Below are 24,400 nucleotides of genomic sequence, written 5' to 3' on the forward strand. Positions count from 1 at the left end.
AGTCAGCTGTTGCCTCGCCCATCGCCACCTCGCTCATGAGCCCAGTTCATCGCCAGTTTTTTGGCGTGATCCAGCGCCTGACTGGCAGAGTCGTGCTGTTCCGGATCCAGAACCAGAGTCCGGATCTGGCCGTCGGGTGGTGACTTGTAACGCACCGTCGCTTGGAACACACCCGAAGGCAGCTGCTCGCCACTGCACAGGAAATGCCAGCCTTGGTAATCGAGGGTCTCCATCTCGTCCATCTTTGCCTTCCTGTCGAACGTCTTCATTCGAGAATGATAGCGACCTGCCTTATTCGTCGAGAAATCACGCTGCGCGATCTGCCCCCCTACAGGCTTCCAGAAACTCGCGTCGGGTTAGGGTGATCGTCCTCGCAAGCTGAAGCGCGGGCGCCTCCAGTAACCGCAAGTCACACCGGGCGGCGACTGTACTGCTCCTGACGCCGGAACTGAACGTGCGAGCGACGAGAGTTCAGAGGGGAACGACACCGCTCCTGCGCGCACCATTGCGCCTGCTTGAGCAAGTTGGCCGGCAGCGGAAGTTGACGCACGTGCAGCAGCATCATTGATCACTCTGGAGCACGAGCGGCTTCGTCGCCATCTCGGCAACGCCGGTTCCCATCGGGTCCCCGGGGAGCGGCATGCTGCACCCTGTGGCATCCCGTCGATCAGCATCCGGTGGATCGCTCGAGTGTCCAGCATCATCTCGAACGCGCAATTCAGTCTTTCGGCCACGGCCCGCTCCAGCGTCCTGCGCCCGATCTCCCAGACCTAGGCGTTGGCCGCCCAACCGGTGCCGGCGTCGCGCAGTGCGCGGGCGGCCAGATCGCGGTTGAAATACTCGATCAGCTTGTGCAGCAGGGCGGCACCGCCTACGCTGCTCTTGCCGGCGCCGTTGACGCCGGCCAGCACAAAGATCTGCGCCGGCATCGACGATCAGCGGCGTGTCGCGTCGCGCGGTGCCTGGACAGCGGCCGGCTCAACGCAGCCACGCCCAACTCCGAGGGCGTCATCGCACGGGCACCGGCCATGGCCTGCGCAGCCGCCTCGCCCTGCATGCGTGCGAACATGTCATCGAAACGTACGTGCGCGCTCTCAAGTCTGGCTCCGACGCCTGCTCCATCCGCAGATGGTGCTCTACCGACATCAGTACCATGGATGGCCGGTCGTGGCGCGTGATCACCACTGCACCGCGTGCCCTCATGGTATGAGTCACCGCCTGCATCCCGGAGGCGAGCTTGGTCGCCGAGAACGAGGGCAGGTCGCGCGCCAAGCGCTCAATCCCGTCAGGACGTGCAGTGGCGGTTTCGACATTCATGACAGATCCCAGAAATCCTTGGATTTGCCTTTTTGCCCATCTTCCTGTCTGAGGGGGGGAGGCCACGCGAACGGCCCAAGGGTGCGGGCCATGAGGTCTTCCGACAGACGCGCCAGAGCGTCGAATTCCGTCAGACGACGGGCTCTCGCGGACAGCTTGATGCGGCCTTTGTTGAGCTCAACGCGGTCGTGCCGACGGATGTCGCGCCAGGTTCTGAAAGCCGCCATCGAGAGTTCATCGAGCAAATGTCTGACAGCCCTCTCAGACGACCATTCCTAGACTGATTGCGGATCGGAAACCTGAGCTTTTTCGCTCATCAACCTATAGAAAAACTGGAACGACATGAGGAATGTGTTGACTTGGCTGGCTGCGGCCGTGTTTCTTTCTGCGGCCGGCGCGGCGGTGGCGGCAAACCAATACGACCTCACGTGCAAAGGCACTGAGCAAAAGGAAACCGGAAAGCCGGCAACGCCCTGGGCCGAGACATTTCGCATCGATCTCGATGCAAAGCGTTGGTGTCGGGGTGACTGCCGGACAGCGGCCCGCATCGACTCTGTGACAGCAGACGAGATCTTGATCACGAACAGCCGTGCCACCTCAGGCGGCCCCACTGGCACCGCATTGGCATTTTCCAGAACGACGGGAGAGGTACGGGAGTACATGGAGTCCGGATGGGCGGGGGGAGTATTCGATATCGCGAAGGGCAAATGCACCCGCGACCTGTTCAGCGGACTGCCGGGGGCGAAATTCTGACGAGCGCAGAGTCAGCTGCCTGAGCGCGTTTGTGGGTCCTTGCGGCACAGCAGGACCGCACATTTTTGCTTTTGCAGCGCGGTGAGCGCGTGGCGTCTGCAGGCGGGCGCCCCGCTGCACCTTCGGGATTGCCCCGGCTGCAATTGCCGGCCGGCGCCGGCGCCGCAAGTACGTCAGGACGAGAACCGGCAACCAACCTGCGCTGCCAGAAGCAGTCAGGATCGTTGTTTCTCCAGTCGGATGTCTCACCCACCGATCTCGGTCTCGTTACCCCATCCGAGGTGACGATAGAGCTGGGCAGCGCGGCTGCCGCTGGCGGTTTCGAGCCACGCCGTCGCGTGCCGTTCGAACAGGGCCAGTTCACAGGTCCGAGTCAAGCGCGAGCCAATCCCACAACCCTCATGCTCGGGGAGCACGAACAAGGCAAAGAGGCATCCACTGTCAAAGTCGACCATCGCGAAGCCAACGACTTCTTCACCGAGGGTCGCCACCCACGCGCAAGGTTCGCTTCTGACGGCCAGCGCGATGGCTTCGGGTGTGACGCCTGCGGCTGACAGCTCGTCTGGCGTCATGGTGTTTTCTACGACTGATGCTCTGACCTTGAACATGTCGCTCACGTCTGCGATCGAGGCAGGGCGAATTTTTGGGAACGAGGTTGTCATGAAGGGATGGTGGCATCGAAACCCTGGGTTCGGAGTGGATTCTGCCTGCGAACCGCGATGCAGGATCGTCGGCGAGCTGCCCGCATCCGGAACCTTCAGCAAGCACGCGCCGTGGTGTGCAGCCACGGCGTCACCGTCGGAACGGGTCGAGATTCCGGCGAGGGGAACCAGCGGGGCGAACACAAGATGTTCGACCCGGCGGGCAAATCCCGGCGAGAACCTGAAGGTCGGTCTGCCGGCTCACCATGCGGTGCCGCCATGTCCGCACGGAGGTGCGTTTTCAAGCAAAGGTAGCTGAGGATGCCTCCCGCGGACAAAAAAACGACCGTCAAAGCGATCGACGTACGCATGCCGGCACCAAGATGCTCGGTTCCATGTCTCGCACGAAGAACCCGCTCACCGCCACCCCGGCCTGCCGCCCATCTGACGGGCCGAATCGAGGACGCCGGACGCGATGCTGCATGCGCTGCCTCGGCCGCTGACAAGGTCGCGTGGGTCTGGATGATAATAAGAACAATTCTTATTGTTCTATTGGACTTGGCTCCCCGCTGCTTTGCAACCACCGTTGCGCAGTTGGTCAAGCCGCCATGGGGTGTGCCTTGCTGGAGCGCTACTACCGCGAACTGCTTAACTTTCTGCACCGTCAGCTGAACGACCGGGACTCCGCGGCCGACCTGGCGCAGGAGAGCTATGCCCGCGTGCTGGCCGTCCAGCATGCTGGACGGAACATCCTCGATGTCCGGGCCTTGCTGTATCGCACTGCTCGCAACTTGCTGGTCGATCAGCATCGGCGCGCGGAGGTGCGGCGTCATGACAGCCTGAATGCGATTGCGGAAGACGAGCAACCGGCCGCGCCGGCATCCCTGCAGCCCGAGGCGGCGCTGGCGTCCCAGCAGACCTTGCGCGCCTATGTCGGTGCGATCGAGGGCTTGCCGGCACGCTGCCGGGAGGCCTTCATGCTGCACATCTTCGACGAGCTCACCCATGCGCAGGTGGCCCAGCGCATGGGCATCTCGGTCAGCGCGGTCGAGAAGCATGTCGTGCGCGGCATGTTGGCCTGCAGGCGCTGCGAGCGCCGTCTCCAAGGCTTGGACGATTCCGCTACAAAGCGGGCGACGACTTAGTGGCGCGTCTCGCCCGACAACGCAAGCTGAGGAATCGGCACTCCTCGTGCGTCTACAGTCTCGAGCGCTGATGTTTTCTCTATCCCCATGATTTCGCCGCCCCCTTCCGATCACGATGCCGTTGCCCCTGGGGCCGATGCGCAAGCGTGCGCGCCTGACGCGCTCGATCTGGAGGCCGCAACCTGGGCCGTGCGACAGCGCAACGGGCTCGATGCCGACGGCGAGGCCGCGCTGCAAGCCTGGCTCGCGGCCGACCTGCGGCATGCGGCGGCCTTCGAGGACATGGTCACCACCGTGGCACAGGTCCGACAGCTGTCCGGCGATGACGTCGCCGCGCTGCGTCGTGGCCTGTCCCAGGCGCCCCGAGCGCGTGGGGCCACGGCATGGAACGCCGCGCCACAGCCGCGGCTCGAGCGACGCGGCTGGCGGCTCAGGCTCGGCCCGCTGCTCGCCCCGGCAGCGGTCGCGGTGATGGCAGTGGCTGTCGCTGGCGGTGGCTGGATGGGTTGGGCGCGTTGGCAGAAGCTGCCGACCTTCGAGCAAGCCTTCGTCACCGAGCGCGGACAGCAGATCGTGGTGACGTTGCCCGACGACCCGACGCGCGGCAGCACGCTGCAGCTCGACACCGCCACGCGGCTTGAAGCGCAGCTGTTCCAGGATCGACGCGAGATCCGTCTGCAGGACGGCCAGGCGCTGTTCTCGGTCCATCCCGACACGGAGCGCCCCTTTCATGTGTGGGCCGGCCAGTTGCACATCGTGGTGGTCGGCACCCGCTTCTCCGTGCGGCACACGGCGTCGGGCCTGGACGCTGGCCGGACCGTGGTCGCGGTGCAGGAGGGGCATGTGCGCGTGAGCCGCGCGGCACCCGGCGGCGACCCACGCCCTGAAGATGCAAGGAGCGATGTAGCGAGCGTCGCAACGAACAGCGCACCGGTCGAACTCGTGGCCGGCGAGATGCTGGTGGGCGACGACGCCGGCCGCCTCGGGCCGGTAACTCGCGTCGCGCCCGCGGCCATCGCCTCGTGGCGCGCCGGGCGCATCAGCTTCGACCACACGCCGCTGGCCCAGGCCCTGGCCGAGTTCGAGCGCTACCGCAGCACCGGCCTGGTCATCAGAGACCCGGCCGTCGCCAGCCTCCCGGTCGGAGGCAGCTACAGCCCCCAGCAATTCGGCAGCTTCGCCGAGTCCCTTCCGATGGTGCTGCCCGTTCGGTTGGTGCCGCAGGGCGAGGTCTCGGAGATCGTGCTGCGCAAGCCCTGAAGATTTTTTCGAATCCCCGGTTTTCGACCTGAGGTTTCGTTGGGGCTGGTGCGTCTACAGCGGTAGGACCAGGCAAGCGCCCCCGTAGGCGCTGCCCCACAACGACCAACGACCGAGGAGTTCCCGATCTATGCGCACCGCGCGTTTCAATCCTGCCCCGCTGAACCTAGCAGCCGCCATCACCGCGATTCTTGTCGCCGGTCTCGCACCGTGCGCGCATGCCCAGAGCGGCGCGACGACGGCCAGCGTCATGTCGCTTTCAATCCCCGCGCAGCCGCTCGGGCAGGCACTCAACGAATTGGCCCGCCTCGCCAACCTGCAGATGAGCTTCCCGGCCGCCCTGGTGGGAGGCAAGTCGGCGCCGGCGGTGTCCGGGCGCTGGACGCCGCAGCAGGCGCTCGACCGGATACTCGTCGGCAGCGGCCTCGAGGCGATCGTGGACGGCGCCTCGGTGCTGGTCCGGCCCGCATCCCTCGCGGGCCGCCCGGGGGCGCAGACCCTGCCGGTGGTCGAGGTGAGCGAATCCGCCACCCGCTCGTCAGCGCCTTATGCAGGCGGTCAGGTGGCACGCGGCGGGCGCATCGGCCTGCTGGGCGAGAGGGACATGCTGGACACGCCGTTCAGCGCCACGCAATACACCGCGCAACTGATCGAAGACCAGCAGGCACAGAACCTCGGCGACGTGCTGGTCAATGATCCCTCGGTACGCAACACCTACTCGCGCGGTGCCGGGCGGGACGAGTTCAACATCCGTGGCTTCACGCTATTCAACTACGACGTGTCCTTCAACGGCCTCTACGGCATCTCGCCACGCAACGCCAGCTCGCTGATCGGCATCGAGCGCGTCGAGATCCTGCGGGGACCGAATGCCTTGCTCAACGGCATGGCGCCTGCCGGTTCGGTCGGCGGCTCGATCAATCTCGTGCCGAAGCGCGCCGAGCTCGAGCCGCTCAATCGCGTGACGCTGTCGTACATGGACGATGGCCAGTTCGGCACGCAGGTCGACATTGCACGCCGCTTCGGCGAGGACAAGCGATGGGGGGTGCGCGCCAACGCCCTCAAGCGCTCGGGCGACACGCCGGTCGATCACTCCAAGGAAGACCTCGACGCCTTCAGCCTGGGCGTCGACTACCAAGGCGACAGCGTGCGGCTGGAGGCCGACCTGAGCTACCAGAACCGGCTCACGCATGCGCGCAGCGGCCTGTTGTTCCCGCCGGAAGCCGGCACGGCCATCGGCCCGGCGCCTGACGCGAAGACCAATTTCCTGCCGGCGTGGACCTACTGGAAGTCGAAGGAGCTCTCGAGCATGGTGCGCGCCGACGTGGACCTGGCACCGGACTTGACCGCCTTCGGCGCCGTCGGCGCCATGCGCTACGACTTCAGGAGCCTGCAGACCAGTTGGCTGATGCAGGACAGCCTCGGCGCAATCGCCGGACGTCCGGCGCGGCTCAACGAAGAGGTCGAGACGCAGACTGCGGAAGCTGGCCTGCGTGGCAAGTTCGCGACCGGGTCGTTGCGTCATGAAGCGGTGGTGAGCGTGAGCACCCTGAACTCCGAGCAGGGCACGCGCCGCCAGAACGGGGCCTTCATCTTCTCCAATCTCTACAGGCCGGCAAACATTGCGCAGCCCAACATCACGGTCGATCCGTACATCCCGAAGGTCGCCGAGACAAAGCTGCGCAGTGTCGCGGTGGCCGACACCATCTTCTCCAGTGACCGGCGCATCCAGCTGACGCTTGGCGCACGCCACCAGCAGGTCGAGACCTCGGGGTTCCATGCCGTGAGCGGCAACCGGTCCACGCACTACGACAGGTCTGCCGTCACGCCGGTGGCCGCGCTGGTGGTGAAGGCGAGCGACACCTTTTCCATCTACGGCAACTACATCGAAGGCCTGAGCCAGGGCCCGACGGCGCCGTCGGGCGCCTCCAACGCCGGCGAGGTGTTCCCGCCGACGAAGGCCAAGCAGATCGAGCTTGGCGCCAAGTACGACTTCGGCCGCTTCGCCACGACGCTGAGCGTCTTCCAGATCGAACGCGCCAGCAGCTTCCTCGATCCGGCGACGCTGCGCTTCAGCGCAAACGGTCGACAGCGCAACCGGGGCGTCGAACTCATCACCCAGGGCGAGGCCGCCGCCGGCGTGCGCCTGCTGGCAGGTGCCGCCTACACCGAAGGCGTGCTGACGCGAACCGAGGGCGGCGAAAACAACGGCCGCACCGCGCCCGCGACGCCGAAGTTGCAGCTGAACGTCGCCGGCGAATGGGACGCCGCCTTTTTGCCCGGCCTGACCTTCACCGCCCGCGCGCTGCGCACGAGCAGGCAGTACGTGGACGTCGGCAACACCCAGCAGATTCCGGGCTGGACGCGCTACGACATCGGCGCCCGCTATCGCTTCATCAGCGGCAACTTACCGATCACGGTGCGCGCCACCATCGAGAACGTGCTGGACAAGAACTACTGGCAGTCCGCGGCGCGAGAAGGCCTGACGATCGGTGCACCCCGCACGTTCATGGTGTCCGTGTCTGCGGATTTCTGAAACGTCGACGGTGAGCTCTGCGCGCTGGCGTGTTCTCTCGCGATGCGTGGCCGCCGCGGTCGGCGGCTACGTGCTCGCGACCACCCTGTCCGCAGCCATCGTCGCCGTCGTGGCTGCCGGCCTCGGCACCATGGCGCGTGCCGATTCCGTTCTGGTCGCGATGCAGCTGAGCTTCGTCGTCTATGTGGGCGCGGTGATGTGGGCCTTTGCGGCACGCAGTGCAGCCTGCGCATGGCTCGGGCTCGGGCTGCCGGCCTTGCTGAGCGCGCTGGTTGCGTGGGTGCTGCTGTGACGCGCGGCCGCGTGCGCGCTCGCGCGCTCAGCGGTGCACCGATGATGAAGCAACCATTCCGGCAGTCCATGGCGTGGCTGCACACCTGGTTGGGCCTGCTCTTCGGCTGGGTGCTGTACTTCATCTTCATCACCGGCACCACCGGCTATCTCGACACGGAGATCGATCGCTGGATGCGGCCCGAGCTGCCGGTTGCCCAGCATCCCTCGTCACAGGCGCCAGCGATCCTGCAGGCGCAGCACTACCTGCAGGACCACGCAGCCCAGGCGAGGCGATGGACTCTCACGCTGCCCATCGATCGCAACGAACCGCACCTGCGCGTGTCATGGCAGGCGGCGCGCGGCGCGCCGCCCGATGCATCCGGCACGGCCTACCTGGACCCTGTCTCGGGTCGACGTATCGCAACGCGCGACACGGCTGGCGGGCAAACGCTCTACCAGATGCATTGGCGGCTGCACTACCTGCCGCCGCTGGCCAGCGAATGGATCGTGGGCATCGCGACGCTGGTGATGCTGGTCGCACTGGTCACCGGCATCATCGTGCACAAGAAGATCTTTGCGGACTTTTTCACCTTCCGCCTCGGCAAAGGCCAGCGATCGTGGCTCGACGCGCACAACCTGGCGAGCGTCGTGACGCTGCCTTTCCAGCTGATGATCACCTACTCGGGGTTGGTCTTCCTGATGTTCTCGTTCATGCCATTGGTCGTGACCCCGTGGTATGGCACGGGCGAAGCCCAACAGGAAGCCTTCCTGAACGAAGTTTTCCCGCCATTGGCCCCGAGCCAGAGCGCCGGCCAAACCGCCCCGCTCGTGTCGCTGGAACGGGTTCTGCACGACGCGCAAGAGCGATGGGGCGCGAAGCAGGTCGCCACGCTGACCTTCGAGAACCCGAACGATGCCAACGCCCGCATCCACGTCGTCGGCAACTTTGCCGCTGGCCCGCTGCGGGCGGCGGACATCCTGGTGTACGACGGCGTGAGCGGGGTGCTGCTCACGCAACGTGAAGCCTGGCAATCGGGGCCCAAGGCGTTCCGCGACCTGATGCTCGGCCTGCATGAAGGGATCTTTGCAGCGGCCACCCTGCGCGCGCTCTATGTGTTGTCTGGTCTGCTCGGCGCGGTCATGATCGCCACCGGGATGGTGCTCTGGTCCATCAAGCGTCGACAGCGCGTCGAACGGTATCGGGGAGCACCGCACATCGGCTTGCGCCTGGTGGAGCGGCTGAACGTTGCCGTGATCATCGGCCTGCCGGTGGCCATCGGCGCCTATTTCTGGGCCAACCGGCTGCTGCCTGTCGAGATGGCTTATCGCGCCCAATGGGAAGTGCACACCTTGTTCGGGGTTTGGCTGCTGATGTTCATGTTTGCCGGCGTGCGCCCCCCGCGGTGCGCCTGGCAGGAGCATGCCATTTTTGCCGCCGCTGTCTTCGGATTGCTGCCTGTGCTCAATGCCATGACCAGCTCACGCGGCCTGGCGCACTCACTTCCCAATCACGACATGGTCATGGCCGGGTTTGACCTTGCCATGCTCGCAATCGGTGCCACGTTCGCCGGCATCGCGTGGGCCCTGCGGCAACACCCGGCGGGTCGCGCATAGCGGTGATTGCGTGCTCGCCGGCAGGGTCTGCGCGCGCCGAGCCCCTCGGCTCCCTCGCGACGTCTACTCACACATCCCCCGTAGCTTACGAGCCTGCCGCTCTTCGGCGTTTTCGATTGCAGATGCAAGATCGGCCGGCCGAATGGGATCGTACTCGTTTGAGTGAGAGGCCGGCCCAAGCCGCAAGGCAGTGCACGCATCTTTGCTGAGCGCCTGACCGACGACCGCGCCGCGCAGAACGAATGCCTCAGCTATGCGGCATCTCGAGTTTCCGCGCAGCTCAAGTTGCCAACTGTCTTGTTGTACTCGAGATCGACGCAGGGTCAGAACGCGACGCGCCATTTCGGCGAGAAGCCGACGGTCGGTCCGCCGGTTCAACCACGCTGCGCCGCCAGGGCCGCCGGGGTCTGCTTCTTCAGACCGAGGTAGCTCAGGATGCCTGCTGCAGACAAGAGAGCGACGGCCAAAGCAAGCGACACATGCATGCCGTGCACGAAGTTGGCTGGTTCCGTGTCTCGCACGAAAAACCCGCACACGGCCACGCCGAGCATTCCTCCAATCTGACGGGCCGAGTTGAGGACGCCGGACGCGATGCCTACACGCGCCGTATCGACCGCTGACAAAGTCGCATTGGTCATGGTTGGAACCACCAACGCGATGCCGCTTGCTGCAAGCAGCATCGGTAGCACCAGTGTCAGATAGGCGCGGTCGGCGTCGACCCGAAGCAGCAGCAGATAGCCAAACGAAGCGAGCGCCAGTCCCGCGACCATCAGGGCTCGCGTACCTACACGGGTCACCAACCTTCCGGCGGCGATGTTCATGGCCATCAAGACGGCCGTCATAGGCAAGAAGGCCAAGCCGGTCTGTTGCGCAGAAAGATGCTGGACCGCTTGGAAGAACAGGCTGAAGACGAACACAAGCCCGTAATAGGCAAAGTTCACCGCCACGCCCACTGCGGTCGCTATCGAAAAGGTCGTGCTACGGAACAATGCGAGCGGGAGCATCGGCTCCTCGCTGCGCCGCTCCAGCCAATAGAACGCCGTTGCACTAGTGAGCGATATCGCGACTCCCCCGCAGACCAGCGGATGAAGCCAACCCAGCCGACTCGCTTCTGTCAGAGCGGCAGTCAGGGAGGCGAGCGCAAGCATGGCTGCGAGCTGACCGGGCAGGTCAAGTCCACCACGTGGCTTCGCGGCCGCGGTGGGCCCATAGCGCAGTGTCAGTACCAATCCAAGCGCACCGATCGGCAGGTTGATGAGAAAGATGCCACGCCACCCCACATGCGCAATGAGCAGTCCGCCCAGAACCGGTCCGGCGGCCAGCGCGATACCTCCGGCAGCCCCCCACCAACCCACTGCACGGCTGCGTTGAGCAGGATCGGGAAAGGCCTGCTGCAGCAGCATCAGGGAACTGGGAACCAGGAGAGCCGCCCCCATGCCCTGAACGACGCGCGAGACCACCAGCCAAGCCAAGCTCGGCGCGAGCCCGCAAGCGAGGGAGGCCAATGTGAAAACGGCGAAGCCCGCCACGAAGACGCGTTTGGCTCCCATGCGGTCGCCCAGCGCTCCAGAGGTCAGGAGCAATGCCCCGAAGACCAGCGTGTAGGCATTGACCACCCACTGCAGGCCAGCGATATCGGTGCCGAAACTGACACGCAAGGTCTCGAGCGCGACGTTGACGACGCTGACATCCAGTAGCACCACGACGAAGCCGAGGCCTGCTGCGACCAAGGTCCCGCGCTGGCGGCGACTCAAGAAAATGGTTCCCATCAAACGGCCCCGTGAAGTTAATTGACTTGGATGCTAGGGAATGACCATCTGTGCGTAAACTCCATAAAACTGCAATCTATTCTGGAGGAAATGCACAGATGTTCGATTGGGAAGACCTGAGGCATTTTCTTGCTGTCGGCCGCATGGGCACCCTGTCGGGCGCGGCCCGCGAGCTGAAGGTCGACCACGCGACCATCAGTCGTCGATTGACATCCCTGGAACACGATTTGCAGGTGCGCCTCGTGGAGAGGCTGCCGCGAGCCTGTCGTCTGACCGATGTGGGCTCGTACGTGTTCACGCTGGCGCGGGCGTTGGAAGACGACGCATTCGCCATCGAGCGGGCCGCCCGTGCCAGCCAGTCGCCACTCACCGGCAAAGTTTCCCTCAGCGTGCCGCCGGTCTTGGTTGCTAGCTTCCTGGCGCAGCATCTGACCGAGTTCCGCAACCGGTTTCCTGGCATCCAGCTGTCCGTGTCCGGCCAAGCTCAGCAGGTGTCGCTGAGTCGGCGAGAGGCGGACATCGCGGTGCGACTGGTACGCCCGACGGAACCGGGCAGCGTCGTGCGGAAGTTGGGAACCATGCCCTTTGCTCTGTACGCGAGCCGGAGCTACGAGGCGCTCCCGCATCCGGAGCTTTGGGAGTTCATTGCCTACGATGCGCGATTCGAAGACATGCCGCAGCAAAAATGGCTTCGTGGCGTTGCGGGCAAGCGCCCTGTAGCCTGCGAACTCAGCGAGATCAATGCCCACCACGCGGCAGTTCGTGCGGGCGCAGGTGTGGGCGGGCTTCCCTGCTTCCTGGGCGACGCTGACGAGACATTGCTTCGTCTCGCCAACAACGAGCCATCCTTTTCGCGAGACATCTGGCTGGTGGTCCATCGCGACCTGAAAAACGCGGGCCCAGTCCGGGCTGCCATGGACTTTCTCATCGAGGTGATGAAGCGAAGCTCCGCCTTCAACGCGACCTCAACGCACGGCTGACCGGGGTATCTGCGATCATGCAATGTGCACCGCCAAGACAGGCCGGAGATTCGACCGCTGATCCAGCATGTCAAAACACTCGGACGAGGCAACACCTTCGCAGCACACCACAATGAACGCGTGCCGCGGTACGCGCGCAAGGCGACTCCCGGCTCGCCGGCCCCCTTCTGATCGACACGGCACACTTCGAAGGAGCGCCGACGTTGACGAAGGGAACCGCCGGGACCCTCTGCGAGCGTTCCTACGACGATGTGAGGGCAGAGCAGGAGTGGGTCTCAGGGACCTCAGGAAAGGCGCCGAGACGAGTAACATAGGCGCCCCTTTTCATTCGGGAAGAGATCGTGGAAGAAGGCCCGGGACAGAACCGTCAGCTGTGGGCAACGCTGCATCAGAACTGGAAGATTGCCCAACTTGAGGCCCGGCTCGCTCGGTTCGAATTGCGCGATATGGAACAAGACGCTCAGGCGGGTAAGAACCCCTGGCCCGCGCGGGAACACGAGAACCGCGTGATCGCACTGGCAGAGCGCGCGGACCTGCAGCGCGAGGAAGCACACGCGTTTTTTCATCGGCTCTGGGCTGAAAAATGACCAAGCCCACCCGCACCGCCGAGCAGTTGCAGCAGTTGGTCCTTGAACGAATCAACCAGATACCAGGCGTGCACGGCGAAGAGAACGACGTGTACAAGGGCGGTGTGATTTGGATGCCTGGCGGCGACGGCTTCCCGAACTGGACAGTTCGGGTGGTGAGCACCCGCGACCCGCACCGCGCAGACATCGCACGGGCCATCCGCTCGCTGCAGGAGCAGTTCGACCTGGAGGACTGACGCGGCCATTGACCATCGGCGCGTGGACGCAAGGGCAGCCCTTTTTTTGCCGCGGGTGTTTGTGGGGAAGGTAGAAAACCTCGCTGTGGAAGGTGTCAACGAGGAGCGGGTCATCGACCCATGGATTGGCGGTGCCCCGCTCTTCTTTTTCTGCCTCCTTCCTTCCTGCCGAACGAGACCCTTCTGTGTGACAGCAGACCGAATTGAACCCAGCCGCGCGCCGGGGTCTTTTCTGCGCGGCTGGGCTTGTTTCGAAAAGGTGAGAGGCGACTCTTCTGAAGCATGTAGTACGAACACAGTGCTCAAAATCAGCGGCGAACCGCAAGAAAAAGAGCCGCATCTCGGGGACGAAGCGTAGTTTCGAGGCCCCAAACGATGTTGTCAGCGGATACGCCGTGAAACCCTTGTTGACGAATCCGGAACCTGCGATGCAGCAGTTGTTCCCGATGCGCTCATTGGTGATAACCGGCGCGCCGGCACTGGGTTGGAGCCTCGGCAAACACTCTTGCAAACCCGGAAGGATGCAACGAGCATGGAGTAAAGAGCCAACTGCCGCTGGAAGCGGCGCTGTAGCAGCTGCCCAAATGGGACAGCAAACTGGAGTCGATGGCTGTCATCCTGACTTGGAAGGACCTGCTTTTGCTCCCCGTCAACTGAACAGGAGTAGCGGCCATGCCGATGAACTTTCTGCGGCGCATCCAGGATTGCGGCCTTTCCACTCGCCATTCAAGAGGAATGCGACACTAAGTGCGCGGCCGTGCTGGTTGCTGCCAAGCTACTCGAAGCCAACCTACCCTAGTCCGGTTCTGCTGCCGGGGAGAGGGGTGTCATTCTGAGGATCACGCCGTTGGGTCGGGCAGCGCTGAATCGGTCGCGAGACGGGGGGCGACATCGCGGATGTGGATCTGTCAGAGGTCTGAGGAGCGTGCCGCTGGCCAAGGCGAGAGGCGCACCGGTTCTGACTCGCGTTCGATGGCCTTGGCTTTGTCTGCCGACCTCCGAGCACGTGGCGGTTCCGGCCCACGGCCGTTCAGCGCTGTGAGATAGGTCTGGACGTCTTCTTTCGAGGTTCCGACGGCTCGAAGCGCGATGCGCAATTCGGCGACTGTGCATCCGAGGTGTTTTGCCCAAGCACTCGCCTCGGCCAAGGTCGTCGCCGTGATGTGCTGGGTTCGCGCCCGGGGTGATATCTTTCTCATGATGTTGATTCACGCGAGGGGCCCACGGCGCAGATACCAAGCCAGTTTGCGCCACGCGCGCAGGAGGGCGTAGAGGGCCATCGAATTGCGGTGGCAGCGGGCCGCAGACCATCCGAAAAAAGCCATTCCGGCTGACGGCGGCTCTCCTACGCGCCGCCCCAATCGGCGGCTTGCTTGCGCCGTCGGCATGGCGCACAGTCCTTGGATGATTCACCCCACCATCCAGATCTTCCAGCAGAGAGCGGAGTTGCTCAACATCCAGCAAAGCACCGATGGGCTGGACGATGCCATCGCCAACCTGGCAGCCTGGATGAACCTGGCGCGTGACCGCCTCACCGAGGACGACTGGGTGGCCTTCGGCGAGATTGGCGGTCTGCTGTATCGGCAGGGTGTGAGGCGGCGCTCATAACAACGGCCCGCAGTCCGGCGGCTCCAATCATCCACACTGCATGTCAGAATCTCGGATCGGCCGTGCACCCGCAGGGTCTGACGTCGACGCCCAGCCATGAATTCAGAACTCAGTCGCGCCTTTGCCGATTTCGCCGTCACGGTCAGAGCCGATGGCGTTCGCGACGCGTTGGCCTTGCTCCTCAAGCGCACCGACTATCGCTTCATCGGCATCTGGCGCTTCGAGAATGGCAAGGCCAACGCGGTGGTTCACTACGACCGCGAGAATCCCAAAGTCCTGACGGCCACCGAGGTGCCAGACACGGCGACGTACTGCTGCTATGTGCGTGAATCGGCACAGCCGTTCCTCACACCCAACGCCCTGGTGGATGCTCGCTTGGCGTTCCATCCCGCGCGCGAGCAGGTGCTGACCTACTGCGGCGTTCCGGTCATGGACAGTTTCGGGAAGATCCTGGGCACCCTGTGCCACTATGACGTAGTGCCGCGAAACCCCGAGCAGGCGAACATCGAGCTGATGCTGAGCGTGGCGAGCTTTCTTGCGCTTGGCGGTTACATACCTCCCTATCCGTCGACAGTCGCCGACGCGCGAGCGATCGACCCAGCCCAGGAATAGATCTCGCACGAGCAGCTGTTGTCGCGGGCTCTTGAACCTCCCGGCGTCTCAGCCCGCAGGCGGCTCCAATTCGTGGCGCAGCGCATTCCGCTGGTCGATCACGTTCGACAGGTTCTCCTGAAAGAGATCCACGTCAGGCATCCGGAAGCGGAGTCAGCCGGGCCCGGAATGGCGGAGGTTCAGGACCAAGCTGCAGTCGGCCTCTATCGACCACTGCCAAGCGGTCCCATCGACCTGTGGCGGGACCGTGATAAGCACGGGCGGCGTCTGCGAAGACGATGGCTCCATCGTGCGCCCGGTTTCTACCAGGACGCGGATCAGTCGGTCGAAGGCCTCGGCCAGTGGTATCTCGCCGGTCGACCAGCGCGCGCAATCCGTCCCGCCTTCATGGGTCATCTCCACCGTCATCAGCTTCATGGTCAGGACCTCTCAATTGCGGTGAGCTCAAAGCGACTTCGAACGTCCATCGTGCGCCCGGGTGCGGGCGGCGGCTTGGGTCGACGCGGCCCGCTACTTTGACGTGGGTGGGCTTCCATTGTCACGCAGTGGCGTGGCTTCTCCGACCGCCGGCACGTTCCCCGGTCCCTTGTTTGGATCTTTGAGCCCATAGACCACGAGCACCACCACCACGCTAACGGCGATGAGCGCCAACAGTCCCGCCATCAAGCGGCGAGCCAGGTCGCCTCGCTTATTCTCTCGCTTTGTTTCCATGGATTTCCTCGTTGCAGACATGAGCATCTAGCGTGATCTCGCAGCGACGACACGGCCGTGTCCAAAACGCGCTACCGGCTGACAGCGGCTCTCCTACGCTTGGTAGCTTTGCGAAGCCCGCAACTAGAACCGGATCGTTCGACCCCTTGCCCGACAAGTTGAATCCGCCATCGGTTGCGAACGTCGGGGCCGGAGCGCCGGACCTGCGCAATCCGCAGATGCGGACCTTGCCAACGCGCCGAGCATCCAACCCGTCATGCGATGGCCGTTCCGTTTACAGATCTGCACAACCTGCTGGCCGGATCTTGTCCAACTCCTGTCGATGCTGCAGACGCCCTGACCGCCCTTCACTTCCCACAAAGGTTGACTTGAAAGTAACGCCCACGCAGCGGCATGCATCGGGGCGCGTCGAAGCAACGTTGACCGGCTGGGACTGTCCGGCAAGCGGAGGCAGAAACGTAGGCCGCGCCCTCGGGGACCGTGTCTGACGGGAGGGCTATCTGAAGTCCCGGCTCACCGTCGCGGCGCCCAACCGCCCCAGCAGCGGCGTCAGGTCTTCCAGCCGAGTTGCAATCAGGTTCTTCACCGCCCCCTCGCGCTGCCACCTGCCATGCACCACCATCAGCCGTGCGCCCAGCAGTTCCTGACGCTGCACTTCGCGCAGGCTCTTCCACACGATGACCTGGACGACGCCGGTCTCGTCTTCCAGCGACAGGAAGATCGTGCCCTTGGCCGTCTCGGGCTGCTGGCGCAAGGTAACGATGCCGCAATGGCTCACCTGTTCGCCGTCCTCGATCCCTTCGAGGTCCTGCGCGGTCACCAGGCCGCGCAGGGTCAGGCGCTCGCGCAACAAGGCCAGCGGATGCCGGCGCAGGGTCAGCCCGGTCGACGCGTAGTCAAACACGATCTCTTCGCCCTCGGGTGCCTCGTCGAGTTCGAGGAAGTCCTCGTCGACCGGTGCCTCACGCAACAGTCCGGGCGCGGCGCACAGCCCCGCCGCCTCCCACACCTGCTGGCGCCGATGACCTGACAGGCTCATGAGCGCATCGGCCGCGGCCAACAATTTCATTTCGTGCAGCTCGAGCTGCGCGCGCAGCGCCAGATCCTCGGCGTTGTCGAAGACCTGCTGTCCGCGCACCGAGACGACGCGGTCCGCCGAGGTTGATTTCAGCCCACCGACCATGCGCAGTCCAAGCCGCACCGCGGGCTGGTGATCAAGATCCTCCAGCGTACAGTCCACGTCGACGTCGACGGGCCGCACCTCGACGCCGTGCCGCCGCGCGTCCTGCACAAGCTGCGAGGGCGAGTAAAAACCCAGCGGCTGCGAATTGAGCATGGCCGCCAGGAACTCCGCTGGATGGTGGCACTTGATCCAGCAACTTGCGTAGACCAGCAGCGCGAAGGACGCCGCATGGCTCTCCGGAAAGCCGTACTCGCTGAACCCCTTGATCTGCTCGAAGATGGCCTTCGCAAAGCTTTCTTCATACCCACGCGACGTCATGCCGTCGACGATCTTCGAGTAGTAATGCTCTAGCCCGCCCTTGCGCTTCCATGCGGCCATCGAGCGCCGCAGGCCGTCGGCTTCGCCCGGCGTGAAGCCGGCCGCGAGGATGGAGATCTGCATCACCTGTTCCTGGAACACTGGCACGCCCAGCGTGCGGCCTAGCGCCTCCTTCAACGCCTCGCTCGGGTACACCACCGGCTCCCGGCCCTGGCGCCGCGCGAGGTACGGGTGCACCATCCCACCCTGGATCGGCCCAGGTCGCACGATGGCCACCTCGATGACCAGGTCGTAGAAGCAGCGCGGCTTCAAGCGCGGCAGCATGCTCATCTGCGCGCGGCTTTCGATCTGGAACACGCCGACGGTGTCGGCCTTGCAGATCATGTCGTAGGTGTCGCTGTCCTCCGCCGGAATGTCCTGCATGCCGAAGACGCAGCCCTTGCGCAGGCCGATGAAGTCAAGAGCTTTGCGGATCGCGGTCAGCATGCCCAACGCCAGGCAATCGACCTTGAGCAGGCCCAACGCGTCGAGATCGTCCTTGTCCCATTCGATCACCGTGCGATCCGGCATCGAAGCATTCTCGATCGGCACCATGCGACACAGCGGCCCCTTCGTCAGTACGAAGCCACCGGTGTGCTGGCTCAAGTGCCGTGGAAAGCCGATGAGTTGTCCGGTCACGTGCATCAGCTGCTGGACCTGAAGCGAGTCCAGCGACAGGCCGATCTCCTGCAGTCGCTCGGGGCGGACCTGTCCGCCGTTCCACCACTGGTGGCCCTTGGCCAACGCGTCCACGGTCTCCAGCGACATCCCGAGCGCCTTGCCGACGTCGCGGATCGCGCTCTTTGGGCGGTAGCTGATCACCACACCGGTGATGGCAGCCCGGTCGCGTCCGTACTTGGCATACAGGTACTGCAGCACCTCCTCTCGGCGTTCATGCTCGAAGTCGATGTCGATGTCCGGCGGTTCGTTGCGCTCCTTGGAGATGAAGCGCTCGAACAGCACGCTCATGCGGCCAGGGTCGACCTCGGTCACGCCGGTGCAGTAGCAGACCACGCTGTTCGCGGCGCTGCCGCGACCCTGGCAGAGAATGTGCCGGGAGCGCGCGAACATCACGATGTCGGCCACGGTGAGAAAGTAGTGCTCGTACTTCAGTTCGGCGATCAGCGCCAGCTCGTGCTCGATCTGTGCCTGAACCTTGGCCGGGATGCCGTCGGGCCAGCGCCGCCCTGCCCCCTCGTAGGTGATGCGGCGCAGATAGCCCGCGGGCGTTTCGCCGGCGGGAACCACTTCGTCGGGGTACTGGTAGCGCAGTTCGTCCAGGCTGAAGTTGCAGCGCTCGGCCAGCCCCCGGCACGCGCCCGCCCATACAGCCAACGAAGACGACAGCGAAAAAGACGCGACCCACGCCGACGACGACACGGACGACCGCCAGCCCCTGTCGGCCGACGACCTGGACGACGCAGATGGCCAGGCCCGCGAGGACGCTCGCGCCGACTGGATGGCCGAACAGGGCTTCGACCGCAAAGACTGAGCAGACCGGCACGCAAGACACCCACCGCAATGAACCACCTCGCCCTGATCACGAAGACCCGCACTCTGATTGCCGCAGGCGACATCGCCGGCGCCGAGTCCGCGCTCACCGAACTCGCGGACACCGAAGGCGACAGCGCGTTGATGGTAGTGCTCGACCAGTTGGCGCCCAAGGACATCCTCGCGGTGATGCGCGAGTACGACCCGTCGCGAGAGTCGGTCGTGAGCCTGCTGGTCACCCCCGCACAGTTCGCACACGCCATCGTGATCGAGAAGCGCTACAAGGACCTCACCCACGCGCACCTGCGGGGCATGGTGAACGCCATCGTCTTCCGGGAGGACGCGGACCCGGTGGCGTTCCTGACCGCCGTGGGCGATCTGGAGGGCGGCAGCGAAGCCATGGCCAACTACTTCGCCGAGAAATGGGCCCGCATCGAATCCTTCGCCCGCAGCGGGACCTTCGACACCGCGGAGGAGGACGGCGAGACGCTCTCCGAGACCGAACTGCTGGCGTCAGCTTATGCCGCCCCCCAGGTCCCGCTGGACGAGGTGGCCGACCAGGATTGGATGGAGCTGGCCTGGCGCATGCGCCACGAGTGCCCCGACCTCTTCTCCGAGACCTTGCTGGTTTTGCGTGCCCAGGCACGCGCCCATGACGGCGGCGCGGGGGACGAAGAAGAGACCGCTGAAGAAGAAGACACGCGGGTGGAGACCAGCGACACCGATCGAGGGCGCAGCACCCCGGCGGCACGCGACGACGAGGAAGAGTCGGCGATCTGACGGCGCCAGCCACAGCACATGCCCTCCATGCCCACTCCCCACCACGCCCCCTCGGACATCTCCCCCCAGGCCGTCGCGCTGTTCGATGGGCGACCCTTTTTCGAGAAGGCCCTGCAGCATGGCGTGCGCCACGGCATCATCGGGCCCGACAAACTGGCCGCCATGTGCCAGGAAGCGCCCAAAGGCATGGTGCAGATCGCGCGTTACTTCGGCACCGAGTACCTGCGTCCTGACCTGGAGCGCGCCAGGGACAGGCTGATCAACCTGGTGAGCTTGTACCTGGAGCATTCGACCGGCGGCGACCTGGACCAGGCCGCCCAGTCCCTGCGGGACCACAGTTTGCTGTCGCGCTCCAAGGGCGGTTCGGACATGCTCAAGGCGCTGATCGCCATGCCCCAGAGCAGCCATTTCGGCATACAGGCGCATGGGGTCTTCGAGAACAAGCACATCCCGTTGCTCGCCAAGTGGTCGCTGCGCAGCCTGCGCGAGTACCACGCCGAGCGCACCGCCCGCAGCCACGCGACCACTTTGGTGGAAGCTGCCGTTTGGATGGCGGCCCAGCTGGGTCTGGATGCCGATGACCTGGAGGATGCCGGCAGAGATGCGGAAGCGGTCGTCCGCACGGCACTGCTGGTGCGCGCATGCCGACGCAGCGCCATGCCGGACTGGGCTGCATTCCAGAAGATGGTGGTGGGTCTGCGCAAGAAATATGCGCCACGACCCGATGTCCAGGCGACGCAGGTCCCTGTGACCTTGCCCAGAGATCTGCCGCCATCCTACCTAGAGGTAGTGCAGTCGGTGCAGGCCTCTGTCATGCAGGACATGCCAAGGATCCTGGATGCCACAATCGACGTGTACAAGCTCTTCGACCAGACGCCGGCCTTCCTGGGCCGCTATTTCTGGTTCGAAGACGCCATGGCCGACCTGGACCATCTAGAGCGCGGCAACAGCGTCGTTTGGGAGAAGGCCACCGAGGGCCACACCGACGACAGTTCGCTGTTGACACTGTTTCTGCGCATCGCGACGCACGGCAAACACACCACGCTGCTCACCAGGAAGACCGCAGCCAGCCTGGTCAAGAAGATCCGGGCATCGGGACTCGATACCGATCTGCCCCGGCAGTTCGTGCTGCAGCACGCCCCCGTTAAGCTGCAGGGCGACTACCTGCACCTGTGGAACACCTTCATCGAAGAGGCCGAGCCCCTCCTGCGCAGCGACCGGGTGCAAGCCACAGAGGATGCACTGGCGCTGCTGCACCGAGAGTGCAATATCGCCAAGTAGGCCGAAAGCGGAGTCGCCGGTGGACGGTAACCAGCATGGCGCTGAGCCGCGGCACGTGCCGAGCACGAGAAGTGTGCGCAGGGCCCAGGCGCACGAAGGGGATGGCAGCGTAGACAAAAACAGGCAAATCCAACCTGCTCTCCTCGGACCGCACAGGAAGGTCTGATCAGCACCGTCCCGTGCCAGGCCGAGGCCGCCCTCCCTGCCCGCTCCACGTCCCGCTTCCTTTGCGGCCCGGATCCCCGGAAGTTGGGCACTACGCTGGTCCAGCAACCAAAACAGCGCGTGCCATCGGTTAGTCCGTGGAAATATCAGCCTGGCCCATCGCTGGCGGCCGCCAGAAGGGGCACCACCAGATCGCTGATCGGCGTTGGGATGCCGTGAACGCGACCCCGTCGCTGCACCACCCCGTTGCGGATGTCCCATTCGAGGGGGCGGCCCGCCTGGCGGTCCGCAAGAATGGAAGTCCCCATGTCGCTCGGGGAAGCCTGAAGTTGGTCGACGATCTCTTGCGGCACTTGGTCGCCCAGGGCCGCGCCTTCCGCACGGGCCACTTCGAGGCATTCGCGCAGATAGGCCAACGAGAGACCGGCGACGTCGTTCCGCGAGAACATGCCAGCACGACGGCCTGAAAGAACCTGCAGCCCGGCAACCGCGTTCTGCATCAGCTTTCGCCATGCCACGGACTTGAAGTCGGCCGACACGTCAACAGAACAGCGCGTATCGCTCAAAGCGGCCAGCACGACCCTGGACGCGGGCACGTCAGGCAAGGTGACGCGCGCCTTGCGGCGCAGCCACACCGAGGCATCCGGTTCGCGTTGAGCGGGGAACCACACCACACATGGCAGGACGGATTCGCCGGGCAGGTACGGTGCGAAGAGCGCTTGCTGCTCGATACCGTTTTGCAATATGCAGACCACCGTCTTCGCGCTGCACAACACCGAAAGCCACGGCGCCACAGCCTCGATCTGCGTTGCCTTCACTGCAACAAACACCAGGTCGAACGGGCTCGGGATCTCAGCCGGATCGATCCGCACGGGTCCTGGAACGACGATGTGACCGCCATCGAAACGCAGTTCCAGGCACGCCAGCGCGGAACGACCGCAAATCACAGGCGTTCGCCCCACCTCATGAAGGGCCGCTGCCACCGTGGTGCCAATCGCTCCTGGACCTAAAAGGGCGATGGACGGTCGGTGGTTTTCAGGAATCGTCGTCATGAATCGCCTTCGATGGTTGTCACTGGCTACCGATGCTCGCGCGACCGTCAGCCGATGGCGATCGTGCCGATGGCGATGACCGAGCAAGCCAGCAGCTTGCGGGCCGTCAGTGTCTCGCCGAGGAAGAAATAGCCGATCAGCGTCGCAAACACCACGCTGGTCTCACGCAATGCAGATACCGCGCCCATGGGCGCCTTGGACATGGCATAGACGACGAGTCCATAGGCCACAAGCGAGACCAGCCCGCCAATGAGCGCCGTGATGAATCCCGGACGCATCGTGAAGAGACTGCCTACGCCGCGCAGTGCGCAGAACACCAAAGGCATCAGGATGCCCCACAAGGCACACATCCACGCCGTGTAAGCCATCGGGGCCCCCGACAGGCGCACACCGATCCCGTCTACCACGCTGTAGGCAGCAATGAAACAGCCGGTTCCCAGCGCGTACGGCAGGCTCGGAACGGCAAGCCTGCGTCCCTTGAAGGCCAGAAACACGATCCCGCCGGATACCAGGGCAATCCCAAGCAGCGCGCCCGATCCCACCCGCTCTCCGGCGAAAACGGAGGCCGCCATCGTGACCAGCAGGGGAGAAGTACCGCGTGCAATCGGGTAGGTCTGCCCGAGATCCCCGACGCGATAGCTGCGGACGAGGAACAGGTTGTAGCCAACGTGCAGCCCCGCCGAAAGGCACGCATAGACCCAGCTGGAGCTGGCCGGAGGCGCCAGGAACAAGACCACTGCGGCGCTCGCCAGCGCCACAGCCACGCACATGATCGTCATCGACCACAGTCTGTCGTGTCCGCTGCGCAGCAGCGCATTCCAGCCCGCATGCAACAACGCGGCTAGAAGCACTAGCAAGACAATGGGAACGGCCATGCTTCATGCTAGCGGCGCAGCGTCTCGATCAAGGCGAAACATCTTCATTGTGCAATGAGCAAATCCTCATGAATCATCGATAGTCCTGCTGTGCCTTGTTCGACTCCGCAAGCAGCCAATTGCGAAAGCAGATGACATGGGACTGCGACTCGATCCCCTTGGGGCAGACAAAGTAATAGGCAACCGGGGATGGGAACGGCAGGTCGAACAGCCTGACCAGACGGCCGTCGTTGATCTCGGATTCGACATGCCCGCTGCGGGCCAGCGCGATGCCCTGTCCCAACAACGCCGCCTCGATGGTCATGTTGGTGTCCGCAAACCTGACACTTTCCCTGAGTGAGGAAAGACTTACGCCAACTTGTTGGAACCACAGTTCCCACTTAGGCACCAGATCCGCGCCGTCGCGTGTCAGCAATGGATAGCGCAACAATTCTGCCGGTTCGCCCGGTGCCCCGAAGCGCTTGAGGAAGTCGGGGCTGGCAACCGGAAAAATCTGTTCTCTGAACAGAAGTTCTGAGTACAGAGCCGCATAGTTGCCATTGCCCAGACGGATTGCAACGTCCGATTCCGTGCTCGAAAAATGGATGGCCTTGTCGGTGGTTTCCAGCGTCACCAGGATTTCCGGATGCTGGCGCGACAGGCCCGGCAATCTTGGGAGCAGCCATTTCAGGGCGAATGAGTAGGTCGTGCTGACTCTGAGCCGGATCCTGCCTTGTTCCCCTCTGAGATCGGAGAGTGTGGTGTTCAGGTTCGTGAAGAATTCACGCACGATCGGCGCGAGCGCCGCACCTTCACGGGTCAGTCTCAACGACTTCCCTCGCTGAAACAGCTGCAAGCCCCAGATCTCTTCAAGATTTCTTAACTGGTGACTGACGGCACTTTGAGTGACGTGTAATTCTTCCGAAGCAGAGGTGAACGTAGAGTGCCGCGTCGCAACCTCAAAGGCTCGCAAAGTGGCGGTCGGAGGCAAATCTCTCATAGGGTCGCTTCTTTGAGATGAAGTCTTACAGAATCTCATAAACGAAAACTCATGATAAAACCTTTAATCGACCAATTTGATGAGCTTCATCTCGAGGTGCTCCAGCTTTCCGTCGGGCGCTGATGTGCATGCAGCACTCGACCTGCCTGAGGCGCAATGCCCGAGGAAGACATTTCAGCGGATCACCGCGCGATGGAC

Annotated in this window: 23 protein-coding genes and 1 pseudogene; 13 read left to right on the forward strand and 11 right to left on the reverse strand. The window is 64.1% G+C overall.

Annotated features, from left to right (window positions below; translation table 11 throughout):
* Positions 1-2 precede the first annotated feature (2 nt).
* The 3 genes from AC0IYU_RS18530 to AC0IYU_RS18540 all read right to left on the reverse strand — a co-directional run bounded on the left by AC0IYU_RS18530 (position 3) and on the right by AC0IYU_RS18540 (position 1,562).
* Positions 3-269, reverse strand: a complete 267-nt coding sequence (locus tag AC0IYU_RS18530; protein ID WP_472119860.1) for a hypothetical protein — start codon at positions 267-269, stop codon at positions 3-5.
* A gap of 501 nt (positions 270-770) precedes the next feature.
* Positions 771-929 (reverse strand): hypothetical protein, encoded by a 159-nt coding sequence (locus AC0IYU_RS18535; RefSeq protein WP_472119863.1) that lies wholly within the window; start codon positions 927-929, stop codon positions 771-773.
* A gap of 384 nt (positions 930-1,313) precedes the next feature.
* On the reverse strand, positions 1,314-1,562 hold the full coding sequence (locus tag AC0IYU_RS18540; protein ID WP_472119865.1) for a hypothetical protein: 249 nt from the start codon (positions 1,560-1,562) through the stop codon (positions 1,314-1,316).
* Positions 1,563-1,671: 109 nt separating this feature from the next.
* Here AC0IYU_RS18540 and AC0IYU_RS18545 point away from each other — a divergent pair, with 109 nt between their 5' ends.
* Positions 1,672-2,070 (forward strand): hypothetical protein, encoded by a 399-nt coding sequence (locus tag AC0IYU_RS18545; RefSeq protein ID WP_472119868.1) that lies wholly within the window; start codon positions 1,672-1,674, stop codon positions 2,068-2,070.
* A 245-nt stretch (positions 2,071-2,315) separates the two neighbouring features.
* Here AC0IYU_RS18545 and AC0IYU_RS18550 read toward each other — a convergent pair whose 3' ends face one another.
* Positions 2,316-2,732: a GNAT family N-acetyltransferase gene (locus AC0IYU_RS18550; protein WP_472119871.1), complete on the reverse strand. Its 417-nt coding sequence runs from the start codon at positions 2,730-2,732 to the stop codon at positions 2,316-2,318.
* A gap of 587 nt (positions 2,733-3,319) precedes the next feature.
* Here AC0IYU_RS18550 and AC0IYU_RS18555 point away from each other — a divergent pair.
* From AC0IYU_RS18555 to AC0IYU_RS18575, 5 genes are all read left to right on the forward strand, one after another.
* Complete coding sequence (locus tag AC0IYU_RS18555) at positions 3,320-3,856, forward strand: sigma-70 family RNA polymerase sigma factor (protein WP_472119874.1); 537 nt, start codon at positions 3,320-3,322, stop codon at positions 3,854-3,856.
* 87 nt (positions 3,857-3,943) lie between these two features.
* On the forward strand, positions 3,944-5,116 hold the full coding sequence (locus tag AC0IYU_RS18560) for a FecR domain-containing protein (RefSeq protein WP_472119876.1): 1,173 nt from the start codon (positions 3,944-3,946) through the stop codon (positions 5,114-5,116).
* A 250-nt stretch (positions 5,117-5,366) separates the two neighbouring features.
* The gene (locus tag AC0IYU_RS18565) at positions 5,367-7,649 is read left to right on the forward strand and encodes a TonB-dependent siderophore receptor (RefSeq protein ID WP_472119879.1); all 2,283 of its coding nucleotides are present in this window, start codon (positions 5,367-5,369) and stop codon (positions 7,647-7,649) included.
* Positions 7,650-7,659: 10 nt separating this feature from the next.
* On the forward strand, positions 7,660-7,941 hold the full coding sequence (locus tag AC0IYU_RS18570) for an iron transporter (RefSeq protein ID WP_472119881.1): 282 nt from the start codon (positions 7,660-7,662) through the stop codon (positions 7,939-7,941).
* Between the two features lie 44 nt (positions 7,942-7,985).
* On the forward strand, positions 7,986-9,536 hold the full coding sequence (locus AC0IYU_RS18575) for a PepSY-associated TM helix domain-containing protein (protein WP_472119883.1): 1,551 nt from the start codon (positions 7,986-7,988) through the stop codon (positions 9,534-9,536).
* Positions 9,537-9,910: 374 nt separating this feature from the next.
* Here AC0IYU_RS18575 and AC0IYU_RS18580 read toward each other — a convergent pair whose 3' ends face one another.
* On the reverse strand, positions 9,911-11,305 hold the full coding sequence (locus AC0IYU_RS18580) for an MFS transporter (protein WP_472119885.1): 1,395 nt from the start codon (positions 11,303-11,305) through the stop codon (positions 9,911-9,913).
* 98 nt (positions 11,306-11,403) lie between these two features.
* On the opposite strand from AC0IYU_RS18580, the gene AC0IYU_RS18585 reads away from it, so the two are divergent.
* From AC0IYU_RS18585 to AC0IYU_RS18595, 3 genes are all read left to right on the forward strand, one after another.
* The gene (locus AC0IYU_RS18585) at positions 11,404-12,285 is read left to right on the forward strand and encodes a LysR family transcriptional regulator (RefSeq protein ID WP_472119887.1); all 882 of its coding nucleotides are present in this window, start codon (positions 11,404-11,406) and stop codon (positions 12,283-12,285) included.
* 341 nt (positions 12,286-12,626) lie between these two features.
* Positions 12,627-12,872, forward strand: coding sequence for a hypothetical protein (locus AC0IYU_RS18590; RefSeq protein ID WP_472119890.1), 246 nt, complete (start codon positions 12,627-12,629; stop codon positions 12,870-12,872).
* Positions 12,869-13,108 carry a hypothetical protein gene (locus AC0IYU_RS18595; RefSeq protein WP_472119893.1) on the forward strand — a complete coding sequence of 80 codons (240 nt, stop codon included), beginning with the start codon at positions 12,869-12,871 and terminating at the stop codon, positions 13,106-13,108. Before AC0IYU_RS18590 ends, AC0IYU_RS18595 begins: the two co-directional genes overlap by 4 nt.
* 908 nt (positions 13,109-14,016) lie before the next feature.
* On the opposite strand, the gene AC0IYU_RS18600 is transcribed toward AC0IYU_RS18595, so the two are convergent.
* Positions 14,017-14,307 (reverse strand): DUF3606 domain-containing protein, encoded by a 291-nt coding sequence (locus AC0IYU_RS18600; RefSeq protein ID WP_472119896.1) that lies wholly within the window; start codon positions 14,305-14,307, stop codon positions 14,017-14,019.
* A 205-nt stretch (positions 14,308-14,512) separates the two neighbouring features.
* Between AC0IYU_RS18600 and AC0IYU_RS18605 the strand changes: the two genes are divergently transcribed.
* A complete protein-coding gene (locus tag AC0IYU_RS18605) occupies positions 14,513-14,716 on the forward strand; it encodes a hypothetical protein (RefSeq protein ID WP_472119899.1) in 204 nt (67 codons plus the stop codon).
* 96 nt (positions 14,717-14,812) lie between these two features.
* Complete coding sequence (locus tag AC0IYU_RS18610; RefSeq protein WP_472119901.1) at positions 14,813-15,328, forward strand: GAF domain-containing protein; 516 nt, start codon at positions 14,813-14,815, stop codon at positions 15,326-15,328.
* 153 nt (positions 15,329-15,481) lie between these two features.
* Here AC0IYU_RS18610 and AC0IYU_RS18615 read toward each other — a convergent pair whose 3' ends face one another.
* Positions 15,482-15,745, reverse strand: a complete 264-nt coding sequence (locus tag AC0IYU_RS18615) for a hypothetical protein (RefSeq protein ID WP_472119904.1) — start codon at positions 15,743-15,745, stop codon at positions 15,482-15,484.
* Positions 15,746-16,535: 790 nt separating this feature from the next.
* Positions 16,536-18,884 (reverse strand): annotated as a pseudogene (locus tag AC0IYU_RS18620) (error-prone DNA polymerase); the annotation flags it as partial.
* A 216-nt stretch (positions 18,885-19,100) separates the two neighbouring features.
* Here AC0IYU_RS18620 and AC0IYU_RS18625 point away from each other — a divergent pair.
* Both AC0IYU_RS18625 and AC0IYU_RS18630 read left to right on the forward strand, forming a co-directional pair.
* Entirely contained in the window at positions 19,101-19,850 is a 750-nt protein-coding gene (locus AC0IYU_RS18625; RefSeq protein ID WP_472119907.1) for a hypothetical protein, read from the forward strand.
* Between the two features lie 27 nt (positions 19,851-19,877).
* Positions 19,878-21,131 (forward strand): hypothetical protein, encoded by a 1,254-nt coding sequence (locus AC0IYU_RS18630; protein ID WP_472119910.1) that lies wholly within the window; start codon positions 19,878-19,880, stop codon positions 21,129-21,131.
* Positions 21,132-21,442: 311 nt separating this feature from the next.
* On the opposite strand, the gene AC0IYU_RS18635 is transcribed toward AC0IYU_RS18630, so the two are convergent.
* From AC0IYU_RS18635 to gcvA, 3 genes are all read right to left on the reverse strand, one after another.
* Positions 21,443-22,348: an oxidoreductase gene (locus tag AC0IYU_RS18635; RefSeq protein WP_472119913.1), complete on the reverse strand. Its 906-nt coding sequence runs from the start codon at positions 22,346-22,348 to the stop codon at positions 21,443-21,445.
* A 47-nt stretch (positions 22,349-22,395) separates the two neighbouring features.
* Positions 22,396-23,223, reverse strand: a complete 828-nt coding sequence (locus tag AC0IYU_RS18640) for an EamA family transporter (protein WP_472119916.1) — start codon at positions 23,221-23,223, stop codon at positions 22,396-22,398.
* A 73-nt stretch (positions 23,224-23,296) separates the two neighbouring features.
* Positions 23,297-24,202 carry a transcriptional regulator GcvA gene (gcvA, locus tag AC0IYU_RS18645; protein WP_472119919.1) on the reverse strand — a complete coding sequence of 302 codons (906 nt, stop codon included), beginning with the start codon at positions 24,200-24,202 and terminating at the stop codon, positions 23,297-23,299.
* Positions 24,203-24,400 lie beyond the last annotated feature (198 nt).

Source organism: Variovorax sp. AC103, from assembly GCF_979254005.1.